Source organism: Duganella guangzhouensis, from assembly GCF_009674535.1.
GTDB lineage: Bacteria > Pseudomonadota > Gammaproteobacteria > Burkholderiales > Burkholderiaceae_D > Rugamonas > Rugamonas guangzhouensis.
Genome location: NZ_WKJK01000001.1, coordinates 233977 through 250028, shown reverse-complemented (window position 1 = coordinate 250028; position 16052 = coordinate 233977). Strand labels below are relative to the sequence as shown.

10 protein-coding genes and 1 pseudogene are annotated in these 16052 nt (G+C 63.2%); 3 read left to right on the top strand and 8 right to left on the bottom strand.

What is annotated here, in order from left to right:
• The first annotated feature begins 87 nt into the window (after positions 1-87).
• The gene (locus tag GJ699_RS01065; RefSeq protein ID WP_154372259.1) at positions 88-1359 is read left to right on the top strand and encodes a DUF1593 domain-containing protein; all 1272 of its coding nucleotides are present in this window, start codon (positions 88-90) and stop codon (positions 1357-1359) included.
• On the opposite strand, the gene GJ699_RS01060 is transcribed toward GJ699_RS01065, so the two are convergent.
• The 4 genes from GJ699_RS01060 to GJ699_RS01045 all read right to left on the bottom strand — a co-directional run bounded on the left by GJ699_RS01060 (position 1356) and on the right by GJ699_RS01045 (position 8819).
• Positions 1356-3803, bottom strand: a complete 2448-nt coding sequence (locus GJ699_RS01060; RefSeq protein ID WP_371867406.1) for a glycoside hydrolase family 2 TIM barrel-domain containing protein — start codon at positions 3801-3803, stop codon at positions 1356-1358. The genes GJ699_RS01065 and GJ699_RS01060 overlap by 4 nt on opposite strands.
• Positions 3804-3918: 115 nt before the next feature.
• Positions 3919-7275, bottom strand: a complete 3357-nt coding sequence (locus GJ699_RS01055) for a glycosyl hydrolase (RefSeq protein ID WP_195763430.1) — start codon at positions 7273-7275, stop codon at positions 3919-3921.
• A gap of 104 nt (positions 7276-7379) precedes the next feature.
• Entirely contained in the window at positions 7380-7580 is a 201-nt protein-coding gene (locus tag GJ699_RS01050) for a hypothetical protein (protein ID WP_154372255.1), read from the bottom strand.
• 72 nt (positions 7581-7652) lie between these two features.
• A complete protein-coding gene (locus tag GJ699_RS01045; RefSeq protein ID WP_154372253.1) occupies positions 7653-8819 on the bottom strand; it encodes a mandelate racemase/muconate lactonizing enzyme family protein in 1167 nt (388 codons plus the stop codon).
• Positions 8820-8906: 87 nt separating this feature from the next.
• Between GJ699_RS01045 and GJ699_RS01040 the strand changes: the two genes are divergently transcribed.
• Positions 8907-9809, top strand: a complete 903-nt coding sequence (locus GJ699_RS01040) for a LysR family transcriptional regulator (protein WP_154372251.1) — start codon at positions 8907-8909, stop codon at positions 9807-9809.
• Between the two features lie 3 nt (positions 9810-9812).
• On the opposite strand, the gene GJ699_RS01035 is transcribed toward GJ699_RS01040, so the two are convergent.
• Positions 9813-10559, bottom strand: coding sequence for an IclR family transcriptional regulator (locus GJ699_RS01035; RefSeq protein WP_154372249.1), 747 nt, complete (start codon positions 10557-10559; stop codon positions 9813-9815).
• Between the two features lie 76 nt (positions 10560-10635).
• On the opposite strand from GJ699_RS01035, the gene GJ699_RS01030 reads away from it, so the two are divergent.
• Positions 10636-11871, top strand: a complete 1236-nt coding sequence (locus GJ699_RS01030; protein ID WP_195763429.1) for a multidrug effflux MFS transporter — start codon at positions 10636-10638, stop codon at positions 11869-11871.
• 5 nt (positions 11872-11876) lie between these two features.
• Here the strand turns inward: GJ699_RS01030 and GJ699_RS01025 are convergent.
• The 3 genes and pseudogenes from GJ699_RS01025 to GJ699_RS01015 form a co-directional block, all read right to left on the bottom strand.
• Positions 11877-13049, bottom strand: a pseudogene (locus GJ699_RS01025) (malic enzyme-like NAD(P)-binding protein); the annotation flags it as partial.
• A gap of 10 nt (positions 13050-13059) precedes the next feature.
• The gene (nfsB, locus tag GJ699_RS01020; RefSeq protein ID WP_154372244.1) at positions 13060-13713 is read right to left on the bottom strand and encodes an oxygen-insensitive NAD(P)H nitroreductase; all 654 of its coding nucleotides are present in this window, start codon (positions 13711-13713) and stop codon (positions 13060-13062) included.
• 7 nt (positions 13714-13720) lie between these two features.
• Positions 13721-16009, bottom strand: a complete 2289-nt coding sequence (locus GJ699_RS01015) for a TonB-dependent receptor (RefSeq protein WP_154372242.1) — start codon at positions 16007-16009, stop codon at positions 13721-13723.
• Positions 16010-16052 lie beyond the last annotated feature (43 nt).

Genomic DNA, 16052 nt, shown 5'->3' with positions numbered 1-16052 from the left:
TGATCGAAACCCCAAATAATCAGACAGGTGATTGCCATCCGTCCGGCCCATGATAGACCATAACAAAAACCACCCGGGACACGATACATGAACCGACGCGACCTGCTGACGCTTGCCCTGGCCCTGCCCCTGAGCCATCCTTCCTTCGCCGCCAACGACACCCGTCCGCGCGTGATCGTCTCCACCGACATCGGCGGCACCGACTTTGACGATTTTCAGTCGTTGGTTCACCTGCTGGTGTATGCCGACATGGTGGCGCTGGAAGGACTGATCGCATCGCCATGGGGTGAAGGCCGCAACCGCAAGCGCCATCTGCTATCCATCATCGACGTCTACGAAAAAGACTACGCCAAGCTACGCACCTGGTCCGAGCGCTATCCCGCGCCAGACCGGCTGCGCGCCATCGCCAAACAGGGCGGCTCCGATCTGGCCGGGCCGCAGGGCTGGGGCCAGTCCACAGAAGGATCCAACTGGATCATCGAATGCGCGCGGCGCGACGATCCGCGCCCGCTGTGGGTGCTGTTGTGGGGCGGTTTTGAAGATCTGGCACAGGCGCTGCACGACGATCCGTCCATCAAAGGCAAGCTGCGCGTCTATATGATTGGAGGGCCGAACAAGAAATGGTCGGTCAACGCGTACGACTATATCACCCGTGAACATCCGGACTTGTGGGTCATCGAGAACAATTCGACCTATCGCGGCTGGTTCAGCGGTGGCGATCAGTCGGGTGATCTGGGGAACCGCAGTTTCGTCGACCGGCACGTCAAGGGCGTGGGCGCGCTGGGCGACTACTTCGCCGGCATCGCGCCACAGGTCAAGATGGGCGATACGCCATCGCTGACCTATTTGCTAGGGCCGACGCCGGAGCGGCCCGAGGCCGGCGGCTGGGGCGGACAATTCGTGCGGGCCTGGGACCGGCCGCGCATCACCTTCACCCAGCCGCCATCGCAAGCGGATGTGGTGGAGACCTTTGCGGTGGTCGACCTGGTGTACCGGCCTGTCGGCGCGGCGCCAGCCGAGCCGCGCGCGATGCTGGTGGTCGACGGCCAGGAATTCACCGGCTATCAGCACGCGGACGGCGCCTGGCACTTCCTGTTCTCCCCCAAGGAGGCCAAGGTGTGGAGTTACCGCATCCGCAGCAACCATCCGGGGCTGGATGGCCAGAGCGGCGGCTTCACCTCCGTCATGCCGGCGCCGGGCCAGCCGCCATCAACGAAGTACCCGAACTGGTGGACCGACGATCCGGCGCCGCAACTGAGCGATGGACCGAATCAGGGCGCGCGCAGCATCAGCCGCTGGCGCGCCGACTTCCTGCGCGACTTCGCCGCCCGTCTGCAACGCACCCAGACAGCGCGCTAACGCACCGTCTTCAGCGCCACCGCCCCGCCCTTCACGCCGGCCGCCGTCACCTTGACGGTCACCGTGCCCGGTTCGCGGCCGGAGCGCAGGATCGCCATGGCAAAGCCATTGTGCATGCGGATACTGGTGCCGGTGTACAGCGCGTCGGTCGAATGATTGCCGTCGTCCAGCGCCAGCAAGCGCGCCGCGCCGCTGACCTCCAGCTTCAGCTCATCCTCGCCTAGCGGCACCACCTGGCCGCTCTTGTCCACCAGCCGGATCTTCAGATACTGCAGATCCATGCCATCCGCGCGCCATTGCGTGGTTTCCGTCTCCAGCTTCAGCGCCACCGCCTTGCCGGTGGTGCGCAACTCATGGCGCGCCACTTCCCTGCCACCGGTGTACGCCACCGCCGTCACGCTGCCGCCGTCGCCGTACGCGATGCCCTTCCAGTAAATGATATTGCGGCGCAAAGGCTCGCCGCGCGGATTCGGCTGGCGGCCCAGCGATTTTCCGTTCACCAGCAGCTCCACCTCATCCGCATTGGTATAGGTGAACAGCGCCTGCTGACTGCCCTGCGGGCGGTTCCAGTGTGACGACACGCTCATCTTCCCGACCTGCACGTCATTCCACTCCACCATTTCGCCGGCGCCATCGACCACGCCGATGCGCACCAGCGGCTCGTCACTGAACGCGGCCTTAACCAGATACGCTTGCGGATACGGCTCCAGCGCATGGCTGAAGAACGAGAAGTTCCAGCCCTTCTTCGGCCAGCCGTTCGACTCGCCCCAATACTCCACCGCGCCCCAATAGGCCAGGCCGACCATCTTGGCCTTGTCCATGCCGTAGTAAGCGCCGGTCAGCGTCGACGTGGCGGCCTCGCTCTGGTAGATAATCAGGTGTGGCGCATGCTGCAGGTAAGTCTGATAGGACGGGAACTGATAATTGTAGCTGGCCACCTCGGTCACCAGCGACAGCTCGGGCGGTATCAGCACGTTGAACTCCGGCGTGCCGCGCACCGCCGCATTGGCGCGCGATGGGAACATCGCCACCGTGGTTTTGCGGGTGGTGTCGTAGCGCTTGACCAGCGTGTCCAGCAGCTTGTAGGTGGTCACACCCCAGTCGCTGGTCGGGAAGCCGCCGAAGTCCTCGCGCATCTGCAGCTCGTTCCCCAGGCTCCACATGATGACCGATGGATGGTTGCGGTCACGCTTGATCCAGTCCGGCACAATCTTGTACCACAGCCGCGAGAACGGCTGCTGGCCCGGCCAGGATTCATCCTCGCTCCACTTGTCGGCCAGCTCGTCGACGATCAGGATGCCGTGCTTGTCGGCCAGCCGCATGAAGGATTTCGAATACGGATTGTGCGAGGTCCGCACGTGATTGAAGCCGAACGCCTTCAACTGGATGAACAGACGCTCGATGGCGCGGTCATACACCGCCGCACCCAGCGCGCCCAGATCGTGGTGGTTCGAGATCCCCTGCAGGAACACCTTGCGCCCGTTCAGATGGAAGCCGGTCTCCTTGGTAAATTCCACCGTGCGGATGCCAAACTGCTCGTTCACCTGATCCAACACCTTGCCGTCCTGGATCAGCGTGATTTCGGCGCGGTACAAGTTAGGGGCTTCGCAGGACCACAGCTTGGGTGCCGCCACCTGCATCGCCTGCAACGGTGCGTTGACCACCGCCAGCCGTATGCCTTTCGGCGCGGCGGTCAGCGTCTCCGCGATCCTGGCGCCATCCGGCCCGAAGATGACGGCACGGATCAACACGTCCAACTGTTTATTCGAGATACCATCCAGATCGATCCGAATCGCCACTTCCGCGCCCTGCTCCGACACCACCGGCGTCGAAATGAACACGCCGTGGCGGGCGATGGCGATCGGTTCCTTCACCACCAGATGCACATCGCGGAACAGGCCACCACCGGTGTACCAGCGCGATTGCTTGCTGCCGCCAGTGGAGGCGCGCACCGCGACCACGTTGTCGCCATCGTAGTTCAGCGCCGCGCTGACATCCACTTCGGCGCCCAGATAACCGTAATCGATATCGGCCAGCTTGCGGCCATTCAGCCACACGTCGCCGTACAGCATCAGTCCTTCGAAATCGAGCAAGACCTTCTTGCCCTTCCACGCCGGATCGGCCTTGAACGACTTGCGATACCAGCCAGTGCCCATGGCCTTGAAGCCGCGCGCCTCGCCGGCCGATTTGTCCCACGGTTGTTCGAACTGGAAGTCATGCGGCAGATCGAGCTTGCGCCAGCCGCTGTCGTCGAACGCGACGGCGCCGGCATCCGGCAGCTCGCCGGCCGCGAACTTCCAGCCGAAATTGAATAATTGGGTGATGCGGCCGTTATCGGCCTGAGACTGCGATTGCGATTGCGCGGACGCCAGGCCCGGCACGCTCAAACCCGCCCAGAACAAGGCGGAGTGCTGCAAAAAGTTACGGCGCGTTGCGTTGTACACGTAGATCCCTCCATGGCATTTCAAGAAATGTAATGCCATGGAGGGATTTTGCCTATGCTGCGCGCCAATCAATCAAATAATTGATTATCCCCGCTTGCAGCCGAGGGCAGTTACCTCATTTCGCGGCTTCCGACAGCAGCGTCACCGGACCAATCAGCCCGGACGGCCGCAGCGGCGCGTCCTTGGTATAGGTCGGCGCGGCGGTGAAGGTCACTTTGGTGACGCCTGGCTGTGCATCGCCAATCAAGCGGTTCACCCACAGATTGGCCACGCGCACTTCCAGCGTATTCGCGCCCTCGTTCACCAGCGAGCCGATATCGACCTGATACGGCGCCTTCCAAGCCGTGCCAGCCAGCTTGCCGTTCACCCAAACCTCGGCCACATCGCCCACCTTGCCCAGATCCAGCTTGAGGTCCGCACCCGGCTTCACGCCGGCCGGCAGCGCAAAGCTGCGCTGGTAGCTGGTGATGCCCGAGAAGTAGCGCGTCTGCGCATCGCCGCTATCCGACAGCGACGCCAGCGCATTCACCGCCACCGGAGCCGGCGCGGCCAGGCCATCAAACTTCAGATTCCAGCCGCCATCCAGCGCCGCCACCTGCGACCACTTCGCCACCGGCACCGCCACCGCTGCCTGCGCGGACGGCCGGCGGAACACCACAAACGTCGACGACAACGGCGCCAGATTCAGCGCCACCACAGTGCGCTTGTCCTGCGCGCGATAGCTCACCGGCTCACTCTTGCCGCTCTCCGCATGCCACAGCTCCGCCGCCTTGCCGCTGACATTGAAGCGCACATCGGTCTGCACCGCCTCATGGCTGCGATTGGAGACATAGTACACATCGCCATCATCCAACCGGCGGTGCACAAACATCAGTGGCGCCTTGCCGGCCGACGCATATTCAAAGTCCGGCTGCTGACCTACCGACTGCAACGCGGCTTCCACATCGCGTCCATTGACAACCTTACCCTTGCCAACCTTGGTGACAGCCGCACCGCTCCACAGCTTCTTCACCAGCGCGTTAAACTGCTTCGCATCATCCGCCAACCCCAGCGAAGCCACCGGCGCCTGGCCGACAATGGTGCCGCCCTGCTCCGCCAGCGCGTGCAGACGGCGCAGCGTGGCCAGCGTCATGCGATGGCTGGCGCCACCGAGGAACAGCACGCGGTAACGCGCACCGCTGCGCGCCACGAACGCGCCATCCTTGACCGACAATTGCGTCGCCAGCACATCCGCATTCACAAAGTCATACGCATAGCGCTGCGGCGCGTCTTCCGGCTGGCCCTTTTTATATAGCGACACCAGCGGCGCTTCCTCGCCATAGAAGTAAGCCACGTCCGCATAGTAGCGGCCCTGCTGCAGCAGATAGGCACTGCGGGCGATGTAATCCACCCACGGCCGCGCCATGCCGGCCCAGGTCTCGTTGCGGTTGAAGTACTGGCCGAAGATCGCCAGCGACAGGCCCGGCTTCTTGTCATCGTCCAGCGGCTGGTGCACCGAGGTGTGAATCACCGGCAGATTGACGCCGCTGGCGAACTCCATATCGATCATCGGCCGCAGATCGGACGGCGCAAACGCCCACGGCGCCATGGCCGACGTCAGCGACTCCGCCGCCACCAGATTCCGGCCATACACGTGCGACACCGAGGCCGCGCCGCGCATGTCCGCAATCGCGGTTGGATTCACGCCGAACTCCTGACGATAAGTCCACATCGCCGCCATCGGCACATCGGCGTAGCTGCGCATCGTCATATCGTCGCCCAGCGTCACGCGCGCGCTTTCCAGCGCCTCGCCATACAGCTTGATGCCATGTTCATGCGCGATGGTCGCCACCGTGCCATAGTGCTCGCTCGCCATCAGATCGGCCAGCGTGCGACGATAATCGTACAGGAAGGCGTCGGTGCGGGCGCGGTCGCCGATGATGACGCCGGTCAGCGCCGGCAGCCATGGCCGCGCATCGTAGCCACGCAGACGTTTGAACTGTTCCAGCAGGCGCGGCGTCCAGTTGGACGAACCGACTTCGGTACTGTCGGTGACCATCGCGCGCAGGCCGCGCGCGCCGATCAGATCCTTGCCCACCACGTTCTGGTATTTGCCGAGATAAGTCTGCAGATAACGGCGCACCGCCTGGGCGTCGTACTTGTCCACTTCCAGCCCGGTCGCTTCCGGCGTGGCCGGATGGTTCTCGATGCCGGTCAGCGAATAGCCCAGACGCAGAATCTTCCACTTGCCTTTCGGCGGCGTCCAGTTCAGCGTACCGTCGGCGGCCAGCTTGCCGGTCAGGTCGACCACGGCGGACGGCGCAACGCCGGCTTCCTGCGCATTGACGTCGCCATCCAGCGCCAGGTAATCGCCCACTGTCGCAAAGCCGGCCTTGGATTCAAACTGATTGACTTTGGGCGCCGACGACAGCGTCAGCTGACCCAGATGCACCTTCTTAGGCTGCGCCAGGCCCCCGAACGGGCCCGTATCGGCACCGGCCACCGGCATGAAACCAGGATTAATGACCGGCGGCCGCGCCGTCACCACCACCCGGAAGTGCGACGCCGTCACCGGCGCGAAACCGGCGGTGGCAGGCACCAGCGACAGCTGCAGCGTGGCTGCCTTGCGCCAGGTTTTGCCATCGTCGCTGGCTTCCAGCACCGTGTCATAAGCTGCACCTTCGAATACCGTGGCCACGCCCGGACAGAATACCGTGGCCGAGCGCACCGTCTGCGGCGCGTCGTAATCCAGCGTGATGATCAACGGCTTGTCCGCCGTTGGCTGTGTCAGTTCCACCGCGCCGGTGCCCAGCGCGGCCAGCTTGGCCGCATCCAGCGTCTGGCCTTCTGCGCGGATCGCGGGCAGCGCCACTGCCGCAGCATCGGCCGCGGCAAGCGGATAAGCGTACACCGCCACGTCGGCGCCGAAGTGCGGCAGCGTCTTCGCGTCCGGCACCTGGCCCATGATGTCCGGTTGGACGAACAAGTCCTGGAACGGACCGCTCACCTGCGGCAGCGGCGCCAGTTTAACCGGTTGGCCGCCTTCCACCACGGTCTCGTTCCACACCAGCTTCTTCATGCCATCCTGCGCCGGCACCCACGGCCCGCCGGACTCGCTCCAGCCAGGCGACGCGGCAATGCCGAATTCCAGCTGATGCTGTTCCGCCAGCTGGGCCGCATATTTAAAGGCATCGCCCCAGTCGGGGTCCATATATTTCAGGCGCTTCGCCACCAGTTGTGGCGTCATCATCTCGGCGTCGAAATTCTGCAGACCGCCGATACCGGTACGCGACATCCACTCGATGTCTTTCTGAATACCTTCTTTGGTGATGTTCCCGTTCAGCCAATGCCACCACACGCGTGGGCGCGCGGAATTGGGCGGGTTCTGGAAATCGTTGGCGTCCAACGCGGCCGCGCTCCCTGCCCAGGTCAGGGCGGAAGCGATCATGGCGGCGATGAGTTTGCGTTGTCCCTTGGTGGGATGGGCGTTCATGCAGCTGTCTCCTTGCAGTTATTATGCCCTGCAAGATAACAGTGAAAACGCCCAAGCCCAACGCCAAAGTTTCGATACGAGCTATCGGCTTTCGTGATCGATAGTTACGCCAGCGCTTCTTTCGCGGCTTCTTCCGGCGTCAGACCATCGTAAAACTGATCGGTGAACCACTCGATCTGCTCTTCGATATGATCCTGCGCCTGCTCCACCGTAGCGCCACCCTGGACCAGGAAGCCTTCGACTTCGATGCACCAGTTAATCAGCTCCAGCGTTTCCGCGTCCAGCTCTTCTTTCTTTTTTGCCATGCTACTTTCCTTCATGTGTTCAGATGCGGGTAACGCCGCATCCTAACACATCAGGCATAGCGAACCCGCCGATCAAACGGCCAGCTTCACCATCTCGGCATACAGATCGGCCTTGCCTTCGAAGCCAATGCCCGGCAGGTCCGGCATGGTGATGTAGCCGTTATCGACCTTGACGCCATCCGGGAAGCCGCCATACGGCTGGAACAGATCCGGATACGATTCATTGCCGCCCAGGCCCAGGCCAGCCGCGATGTTGAGCGACATCTGGTGGCCACCGTGCGGAATGCAGCGGCTTGGCGACCAGCCATGCTCGCGCAGCATGTCCAGCGTGCGCAGGTACTCGACCAAGCCGTAACTCAGCGCGCAGTCGAACTGCAGCCAATCGCGATCGGCGCGCATGCCGCCGTAGCGGATCAGGTTACGCGCATCCTGCATCGAGAACAGATCCTCGCCGGTGGCCATCGGGTTCTTGTAGTAGTAGCGCAGCGTGGCCTGCAGCTCGAAGTCCAAAGGATCGCCCGGCTCCTCATACCAGAACAAATCGTACTGCGACAGCGCTTTGGCGTACTTGATAGCGGTGTCGAGATCGAAACGGCCGTTGGCGTCCACCGCCAGCTTCTGGCCATCCTGCAGCACCGACAGGATGCTGTCGATACGGCGCAGATCCTCATCCAGCGAGGCGCCGCCGATTTTCTTCTTCACCACCGTGTAGCCACGATCGATATAGCTGCGCATTTCATCTTTCAGCTTGCCGTGGTCCTGGCCCGGATAATAATAGCCGCCGGCGGCGTAGACGAAGATCTTGCGCTCGGCCTGGCCGTTACCGTAACGGTCAGCCAGCAACTGGAACAGCGGCTTGCCTTCGATCTTGGCCACCGCGTCCCACACCGCCATGTCGATGGTGCCGATGGCCACCGAGCGCTCGCCGTGGCCGCCCGGTTTTTCATTGGTGAACATGCAGTTCCAGATCTTGTGCGGATCGAGATTGGTACCCTCGTCATTCACCAGCGAAGCCGGATCGGCCTCCAGAATGCGCGGAATGAAGCGCTCACGCATCAGCGTGCCCTGACCATAACGGCCATTGGAATTGAAGCCATAGCCGATCACCGGCTTGCCGTCGCGGATAACGTCGGTCACCACCGCCACCAGGCTCAGCGTCATCTTGCTGAAGTCAATATAGGCATTGCGGATGGGCGAACTGATAGGGACGGTCTTTTCGCGGATTTCAACGATTTTCATGCAAAGCTCCTGACTAAGAATGACGCCAGCTTACTCTTCAATCCATGCTTTATAATTCACCTGGATTTAAACCATTATTTACTTCAAATGAAAATTGAAACGGCGCCGGATCTGTCGTTCTTCGCCCTGCTGGCCAAGTTGGGCAGCATGACCGCCACCGCGCGCGAGCTGGGCGTCACCCCGCCGGCCGTCACCAAGCGCCTTAGCCTGATGGAGCAGCGGTTGGGCGTGCGGCTGGTTAACCGCACCACGCGCCGCATCAGCCTGACCAACGAGGGCGAGCTGTATCTGGCCCAGGCCACGCAGATCCTGGCCAGCATCCGCGACATGGAGGAATCGGTGTCCAGCGGCCGCGCCGCGCCCAAGGGTCTGCTGCGGGTGAATGCGACGCCGGGTTTCGGCCGCACCCGCATCGCGCCGCTGGTCTCGCGCTTTGCCCACCGCTATCCGGAAGTTGAGGTGGAACTGCACCTGACCGACCGTCCTATCAGTCTGGTGGAAGAAGCCTACGACCTGGCGATCCGCTTCGGCGAGCTGCCGGATACGCGCCTGACCGCGCGCAAGCTGATGTCCAACCGGCGCTTCCTGTGCGCCTCGCCGGCTTACCTCAACCAAGCGGGCGAACCGCAGACGCCGGCCGAGCTGCATCGCCACCGCTGCATCCTGCACCGCCAGAACGACGACGTGTACGGCACCTGGCGCCTGCAAAAAGGGAAAGCGGTGGAACTGGTGAAGGTGCGCGGCGCGGTCTCCAGCAACGATGGCGACATCGTCCTCAATTGGGCGCTGGAGGGCCACGGCATCGTCCAGCGCTCGGAATGGGACGTGGCCAAATACCTGGCCAGCGGCCGCCTGAAAGAAGTGATGACGGACTACCGCCTGCCCGACGCCGATCTTTACGTGTATTACCTCAGCCGCAGCAACCTGCCGGCCAAGGTGCGCGCCTTCATCGACTTCATCGCCGAGGACTTCCGCGCACCGTCGGCCTGACGCTCAAGCGGCCGGCGGCATGCCCAGTTGCTGGCGGCAGCGCTGCACGCAGCGCTGCAACCCGGCTTCGATGATGGTGCGCTGGCTGTCGAAGCGCACCGTCGGCAGCACCACCGATACCGCCAGCAGCACGCCGTTGTGCATGCCGAGCGGCAGGCCGATCGCACATTTGCCCAGCGCGTGCTCTTCCAGATCGTAGGCAAACGCGCCGTGACGGATGCCCTCCAGCTGCGCCAACAGCTCGGCCACGCTGGCCACCGAATTGTCGGTCAGACGCTGCAGCGGCGCGCCGCCATACAGCTTTTCAATCTCCACGTCGCTCAGGCAGGACAGCAAAGCCTTACCGGTCGACATGGTGTAGGCCGGATAGGTGGTGCCCACCGCCGGCACCGCCCGCACCGGCTGGTCGGACAGGAAACGGTCCATAAACAGCACCTCGCCCGCGCTCAGCGTCGACAAGTCGATGGTTTCGTGAGTGGCCTCAAACAGCTCGAACAGCGCGGCGCGCAATTCCTGGGCGATGCCGGAGCCAGGCAACTCGCCCAGCCGGCGCAGCCCCCAGCCCGGCCGCACCCCGCCGGTGCCGGCCTGGACCAGATGTTCCATTTCCAAAGCGTCAACAATGCGCTGGACCGTCGAGCGCGCCAGCCCGGTGGCGGCCGCCAGTTTGCCCAGGCTGAGGCCGTCGGGCCGGGCGCCCACCTCGCGCAAAATCGCCGCCGCCCTCGATATAACTTGTATTCCTTCCATGCCGTCTCCATGCTGCAGTGCAAAATGTATCGCATCGTGGTACACTACTGTATCGCCTAACGATACACTGAATGATATGCCACGCCGATATATACCGTCCACCTCTCCTTTTTACATCGTCATGCTGGGTTTGCTGTCGATGCTGCCGCCGCTGGCCACCGACATCGGCCTGCCGGCGATTCCCGCGCTGCAGGCCAGTTTTGGCATCAGCATCGGTGAAGCCACCCGCACCCTGACCGTGTTCCTGCTCGGCTTCTCGGTCGGCCCTATCCTGTTTGGTCCCTTGTCGGATCGCTATGGCCGCAAGCCGGTGCTGCTGTTCGGCCTGGCCATGTTCTCGGCCGCCGCCATCGGCTGCGCCTACGCCAACCAGATCGCCTCGCTGCTGCTGGTGCGCCTGATTCAGGGCGTGGCCGCCGGTGCCGCCGCCTCGCTGCCGGCAGCGATTGTGCGCGACGTCTTCAGCGGCCATGCGGCGCTGTCGCGCCAGTCCTATGTGGCGCTGGTGAATGCGGTCGCACCGCTGGTGGCGCCGCTGTTTGGCGCCGGCCTGCTGCAACTCGGCAGCTGGCGCGTGATCTACGCCTGCCTGGGCGTGATCGGTTTCGTGCTGCTGTTACTGTGCCTGTTCGGGTATAAAGAGACGCGTCCACAGCCGGCCACCCCGGCCCAAAACCAGCAGAACGTGTTCCGCAGCGCCATCGGCGCCTATGCGCAGGTGCTGAAGAACAAGCACTATCTGGTGCATGCGGCGATGCTGGCCGCCTCGTTCGGCACCATGTTCGCCTATATCACCGGCTCGTCGGCGGTGTTCATTGACATGCTGGGCCTGTCCAGCGCTGCTTACGGTGGACTGTTCGCGCTGACTGCGGCCGGCACCATGCTCGGTGCGTTTGGCGTTGGCCGCCTGGCGCGTCGCTGGGGCACCGACCGTTTGCTGATCGGCGCCGTGATCGGCTCCGCTGTCGTCAGCAGCGCGCTGCTGATCGCCGCCACCATGGGTGCACATTCGGTGGTGCTGATTGCCGGCTGCGTTTTGCTGACCAATGTCTGCGCCGGCATCGTAATGCCGAATGCCACCCACCAGGCGCTGTCCTCGGTCGGCAATGTGGCTGGCAGCGCGTCCGCCCTGCTGCGCTCAATGCAGATGCTGGGCGGCGCCAGCGCCGGTGCCCTGGTCGGTGTCATGGCTGGCAACCAGCTGGCCGGCATGGCGGCGGTGATGACGCTGTCGGCCATCGTCGGCTTGGGCGTGCTGTTCGTGCGCCAGCTGCTGGTGAGCCGCTCAGCCAATGTGGGCCTGAGCCACTAAGCTTATCGATGCGCCACGCCGCTGGCGCGCGCGGCCGCCACCACTGCTGGACAGACCGTCGCCAGCAGGCGCGGGTCCAGCAGTTCCGGCACGATGGCGCCGGGGCCGAACTCCGGCGAATTGCGCGCCAGTTCCGCAATCGCCCGCACACAGGCCAGCTTCATCGCCTGGTTGATGGTGCGGGCGCCGCAATCCAGCGCGGCGCGGAACAGATACGGGAAACACAGCGCGTTATTGATCTGGTTCGGATAGTCCGAGCGCCCGGTGGCGATGATGGCGCGTGGCGCCACCTCGCGCACCAGCTCCGGCCGCAGCTCCGGCTCCGGATTGGCCAGCGTGAAGATGATCGGTTCATCGGCCATCTGCATCACATCGGTCTGCGTCAGCACGCCGGGGCCGGACAGGCCGAGGAACACGTCGGCGCCAACGATGGCTTGCGCCAGCGTGTGCAGTTCCGTATCCTGCGCCCAGACTTCCTTCTCCGCGCTCAGACTGCGGCGCGTGGTCAGCAGCCCTTTGCTGTCGCAGACGTAAATCTGCTCGCGCCGCACGCCCAGCTGCACCAGCATCTCCAGACAGGCCATGGCCGCCGCGCCGGCGCCGGAACAGACCACGCGGATGTCGCTCGCCTGCCTGCCGGTCAACGCCAATGCGTTCAGCAGGCCTGCGCCGACCACGATGGCGGTGCCATGCTGATCATCATGGAACACCGGAATCGGTAGCCGCTCGTTCAGCCGCCGCTCGATCTCAAAGCACTCCGGCGCCTTGATATCTTCCAGGTTGATGCCGCCAAAGCTGGGATGCAAAGCCGCGATGATTTCCACCAGCTTGTCCGGATCGCGCTCGTCGATCTCCAGATCCACCGCATCGATATTGGCAAACTTCTTGAACAGCACCGCCTTCCCTTCCATCACCGGCTTGGCGGCCAGCGCGCCGATATCGCCCAGCCCCAGCACCGCCGTGCCGTTGGTGATGACCGCCACCAGATTGCCCTTGGCGGTATATTTCAACGCGGCCTCCGGATTGTCGCGGATCGCCAGGCACGGCACCGCCACGCCGGGCGAATATGCCAACGCCAGATCGGCCGCCGTATTAACGTCCTTGGTGATTTGCAGCGCCACCTTGCCGGCCGGCGCTGCCGCGTGATAAGCCAATGCTTCCTGCTCGAACTGATTCATCGGCCGCTCCTCAAACAAAGGTAAACACCTGCGCCTGCGACAGGCGCGACTTCGGCAAACGGCCATTGGCATCGTCCGGCGAGCGGTAGCCGAAGCACACCATGGCCACGCTGGCCCCCCCCTGCGCCGCCAGCCCGAACTCCGCATCCAGCGCCGCCTTGTCGATGCCTTCCATCGGCGTCGCATCCACGCCCAGCGCGGCGGCGCCCAGCAGCACCGTGCCAAGCGCGATATAGACCTGCTTCTCCATCCACGCCGGCAAATCGCCGTGTACGTCGCGCCGCAGCGCGAAATAGCCCTGTCGTGCCTTGTCCTGCGCGGCTTGCGCCAGCTCGTCGACAAAGCGCCCCTCGCGCTGCTCCTGCTCCAATACGTCGCGCAGATGCTGCGGATCGGCGCCCTTGCGAACGCACAGCAGCACCACATGCGAGGCATTGCGGACCTTGGGTTCGTTGAAACTGAACCCACCCTGTACGCCCTTCAGCAGCCGCGCCTTGCCTTCCGGCGTGACGGAGGCGATGAAATGCCAGGGCTGCGAATTCACCGACGAAGGCGTGCAGCGCAACAGCTCATAGATCTGGTGCATGGTCTGCTCCGGCACAAAGCGCGCGGGATCGTAAGCCTTGACGGCGTAGCGCTGCAAGGCAGCGGCGAGAATATTCATGTTGCTCCTAGAAGTTATAAGTGAAACGCAGACCTGCATAGCGCTGCGCATCGCGTGCCGGCTGGCCGATTACGGCATTGGCTTGCGATCCATAGATCGCGCTGAAGAAGTCCTCGGCATTCACCAGATAGAAGCGGTTGGTGACGTTGTTGACGAACAGCGACAGCGAGTATTTGCCATCTTCCGGCGACAGCGTGGCGTTCAAGTTCAAAATGCCGAAAGATGGCTGATTGGTGTACGGATTCTGGTTGGCCTGCATGCGCGCCGCGCTGCGCCACGCATAAGTGCCGTTCAGCGTCAGACCGTAGGAACCGAGAGCGATATAGTGCTCGGCGCCCAGGGTGATCTTGGTGCGTGGCGAGTCAGGCAGCGGCTTACCGGACAAGTCCTGGGTGCTGTTACCGCTGGCGTCCGTCACACAGCCTTCGGCCACGGTCTGACCGCCGTAGCATGGCGCGCCTTCGTAGCGCAGGAATTTGGCGTCGATGAACGCGGCCGACACGGTCAGCTTGGTGTCGCTGGTGGCCGCCAGTGCCGCATCCAGTTCCAGGCCACGCGTGCGCGCCTTGCCGGCATTGCTCAAGATGGCCGGTGCGATCAGCTGCGAGTTATCGAAGGTCTGTACCTGGAAGCCCTTGTAGGTGGTGTTGAACAGCGCCGTGTTCAGCGTCAGGCGGCGGTTCAGGAAGCTGGACTTGGAGCCCAGTTCAAAGTGATCGATGTTCTCCTTGTCCACCGGTTTCAGCGCCGCGTTGGACTTCAGCGTATCGGCCATGTTGTAGACGCGCGGCTTGTAACCGCGCGAATAGGTCGCGTACACCATGTTGTCGCCAGCCAGACGCTGACGCAAGCCGATATCGCCCACCCAACTGGTGGAGCTGTCGCTGCCCGAGCTATAGCATCCGGGGCAGTTGCTGTCCGCTTCGGCGTAGGTATAGGACAGCTGGTCGTAGTTCACCCGCAGGCCGGTGATCACCGACGTGGTGGGCGACACGGCCCAGGTGGCGCGGCCATACAGGTCGGTGGTCTTGCTGACCGATTTCTGCGTCAGATCCAGCGGATTGGCCACCCAGTCGCGCACGCGGCGATGCGGCACGGTGACGTTCGAGTAAAACAGACCGGCCACATAGCTGACCGGCTGATTCAGCGGCGATGCGATCTTCAGCTCCTGCGACACCGAACGCGGCGCGGCGTAGAAGCTGCCGTAGTTGTAGAACGGCGGCGCCGAACCGCCAGTCAGGATATTGAAGAAGTACTGCGACACCACCGGCACGTCCTGAATGTAATGCTGTATCTCGCGCTGATACGCGGTGGTGGAGCTGAGCGTGTAGTCACCGAGGCGGTAATCGATATTCAGCGACAAGTCACGGTCCTGATTCTTCTGCCCCATCTGCGTTACCGGCGAGTTGTAGTCCATATTCCCGTAATGGATATTCACGCCCGGGAACAGGTCGGCCTGACCGAGGAAGCCAGGCACGTTCAAGATCGTCACGCCCGGCGTCAGATATTGGTAGACGAAGGTGCCGCCGCGCGATTCGTTTTCCGCCACGCGCGCGCTCAGCGTCAAATCGAGATCCTTGGTTGGACTGAACAGTAACTTGGCGCGCAGGCCGCGCCCTACCGACTGGCTGTTCTCGCCGTTGTACAGATTCTTGATCGGATATTCGCGGTGGCTGGAGTAAGCAGACAGGCTGTAACTGAGCATATCGGCCAGCGGGCCGGAGACATACACATTGGCCTTGCGCTCATTGTCGTTAGTGACGCTGGCGGTGGCCGAGCCGAGGAAGGTATCGCTCGGTTTCTTGGTCACCAGGTTGATGACACCAGCCGACGCGGTGCGGCCGCCCAGCGTGGCCTGCGGCCCTTTCAGCACCTCGACCCGCTGAATGTCCTGTAACTCGTTGGCGGCGGTGGAATCGGACGGCACCGGCACGCCGTCGATCATGATCGACACGCCCGAAGTCAGACCAATCGCGGCCTCGTTGGCGTTGGTGGAAACGCCACGCATCGACATCGGCACGCGGCCGTTGAACGATCCCTTTAACTGCACCGACGGCACCAGGTTATTCAGGTCACTGATCTCGCTGGCGTTGCTGCGTGCGATGCTATCGGCCGACAGCACGGACGCCGCCACCGGCGCATCCTTCAGGCGTTCGGTACGCTTTTGCGCGGTGATGACGACTTCCTCGATTTTAGGTCCCTGCTCTTTGTCGCTTTGCGCCCACAGCGGCGCCATGCTGCCGCCGGCGATGGCGGCGATAGCGCAGGACAAGGTGGTTTTTTTCAGGTTTGGCATTTTTGTCTCCTCTTGTGTTTTTAATTTTTGATACCGGTGTGTT

Excerpts from the sequence above, each read along its gene's own strand:
- GJ699_RS01040 (WP_154372251.1), top strand. The coding sequence starts at position 8,907 with ATGAAAATTGAAACGGCGCCGGATCTGTCGTTCTTCGCCCTGCTGGCC.
- GJ699_RS01045 (WP_154372253.1), bottom strand. The coding sequence starts at position 8,819 with ATGAAAATCGTTGAAATCCGCGAAAAGACCGTCCCTATCAGTTCGCCC.
- nfsB (WP_154372244.1), bottom strand. The coding sequence starts at position 13,713 with ATGAATATTCTCGCCGCTGCCTTGCAGCGCTACGCCGTCAAGGCTTAC.
- GJ699_RS01065 (WP_154372259.1), top strand. The coding sequence starts at position 88 with ATGAACCGACGCGACCTGCTGACGCTTGCCCTGGCCCTGCCCCTGAGC.
- GJ699_RS01035 (WP_154372249.1), bottom strand. The coding sequence starts at position 10,559 with ATGGAAGGAATACAAGTTATATCGAGGGCGGCGGCGATTTTGCGCGAG.
- GJ699_RS01050 (WP_154372255.1), bottom strand. The coding sequence starts at position 7,580 with ATGGCAAAAAAGAAAGAAGAGCTGGACGCGGAAACGCTGGAGCTGATT.
- GJ699_RS01055 (WP_195763430.1), bottom strand. The coding sequence starts at position 7,275 with ATGAACGCCCATCCCACCAAGGGACAACGCAAACTCATCGCCGCCATG.
- GJ699_RS01030 (WP_195763429.1), top strand. The coding sequence starts at position 10,636 with ATGCCACGCCGATATATACCGTCCACCTCTCCTTTTTACATCGTCATG.
- GJ699_RS01015 (WP_154372242.1), bottom strand. The coding sequence starts at position 16,009 with ATGCCAAACCTGAAAAAAACCACCTTGTCCTGCGCTATCGCCGCCATC.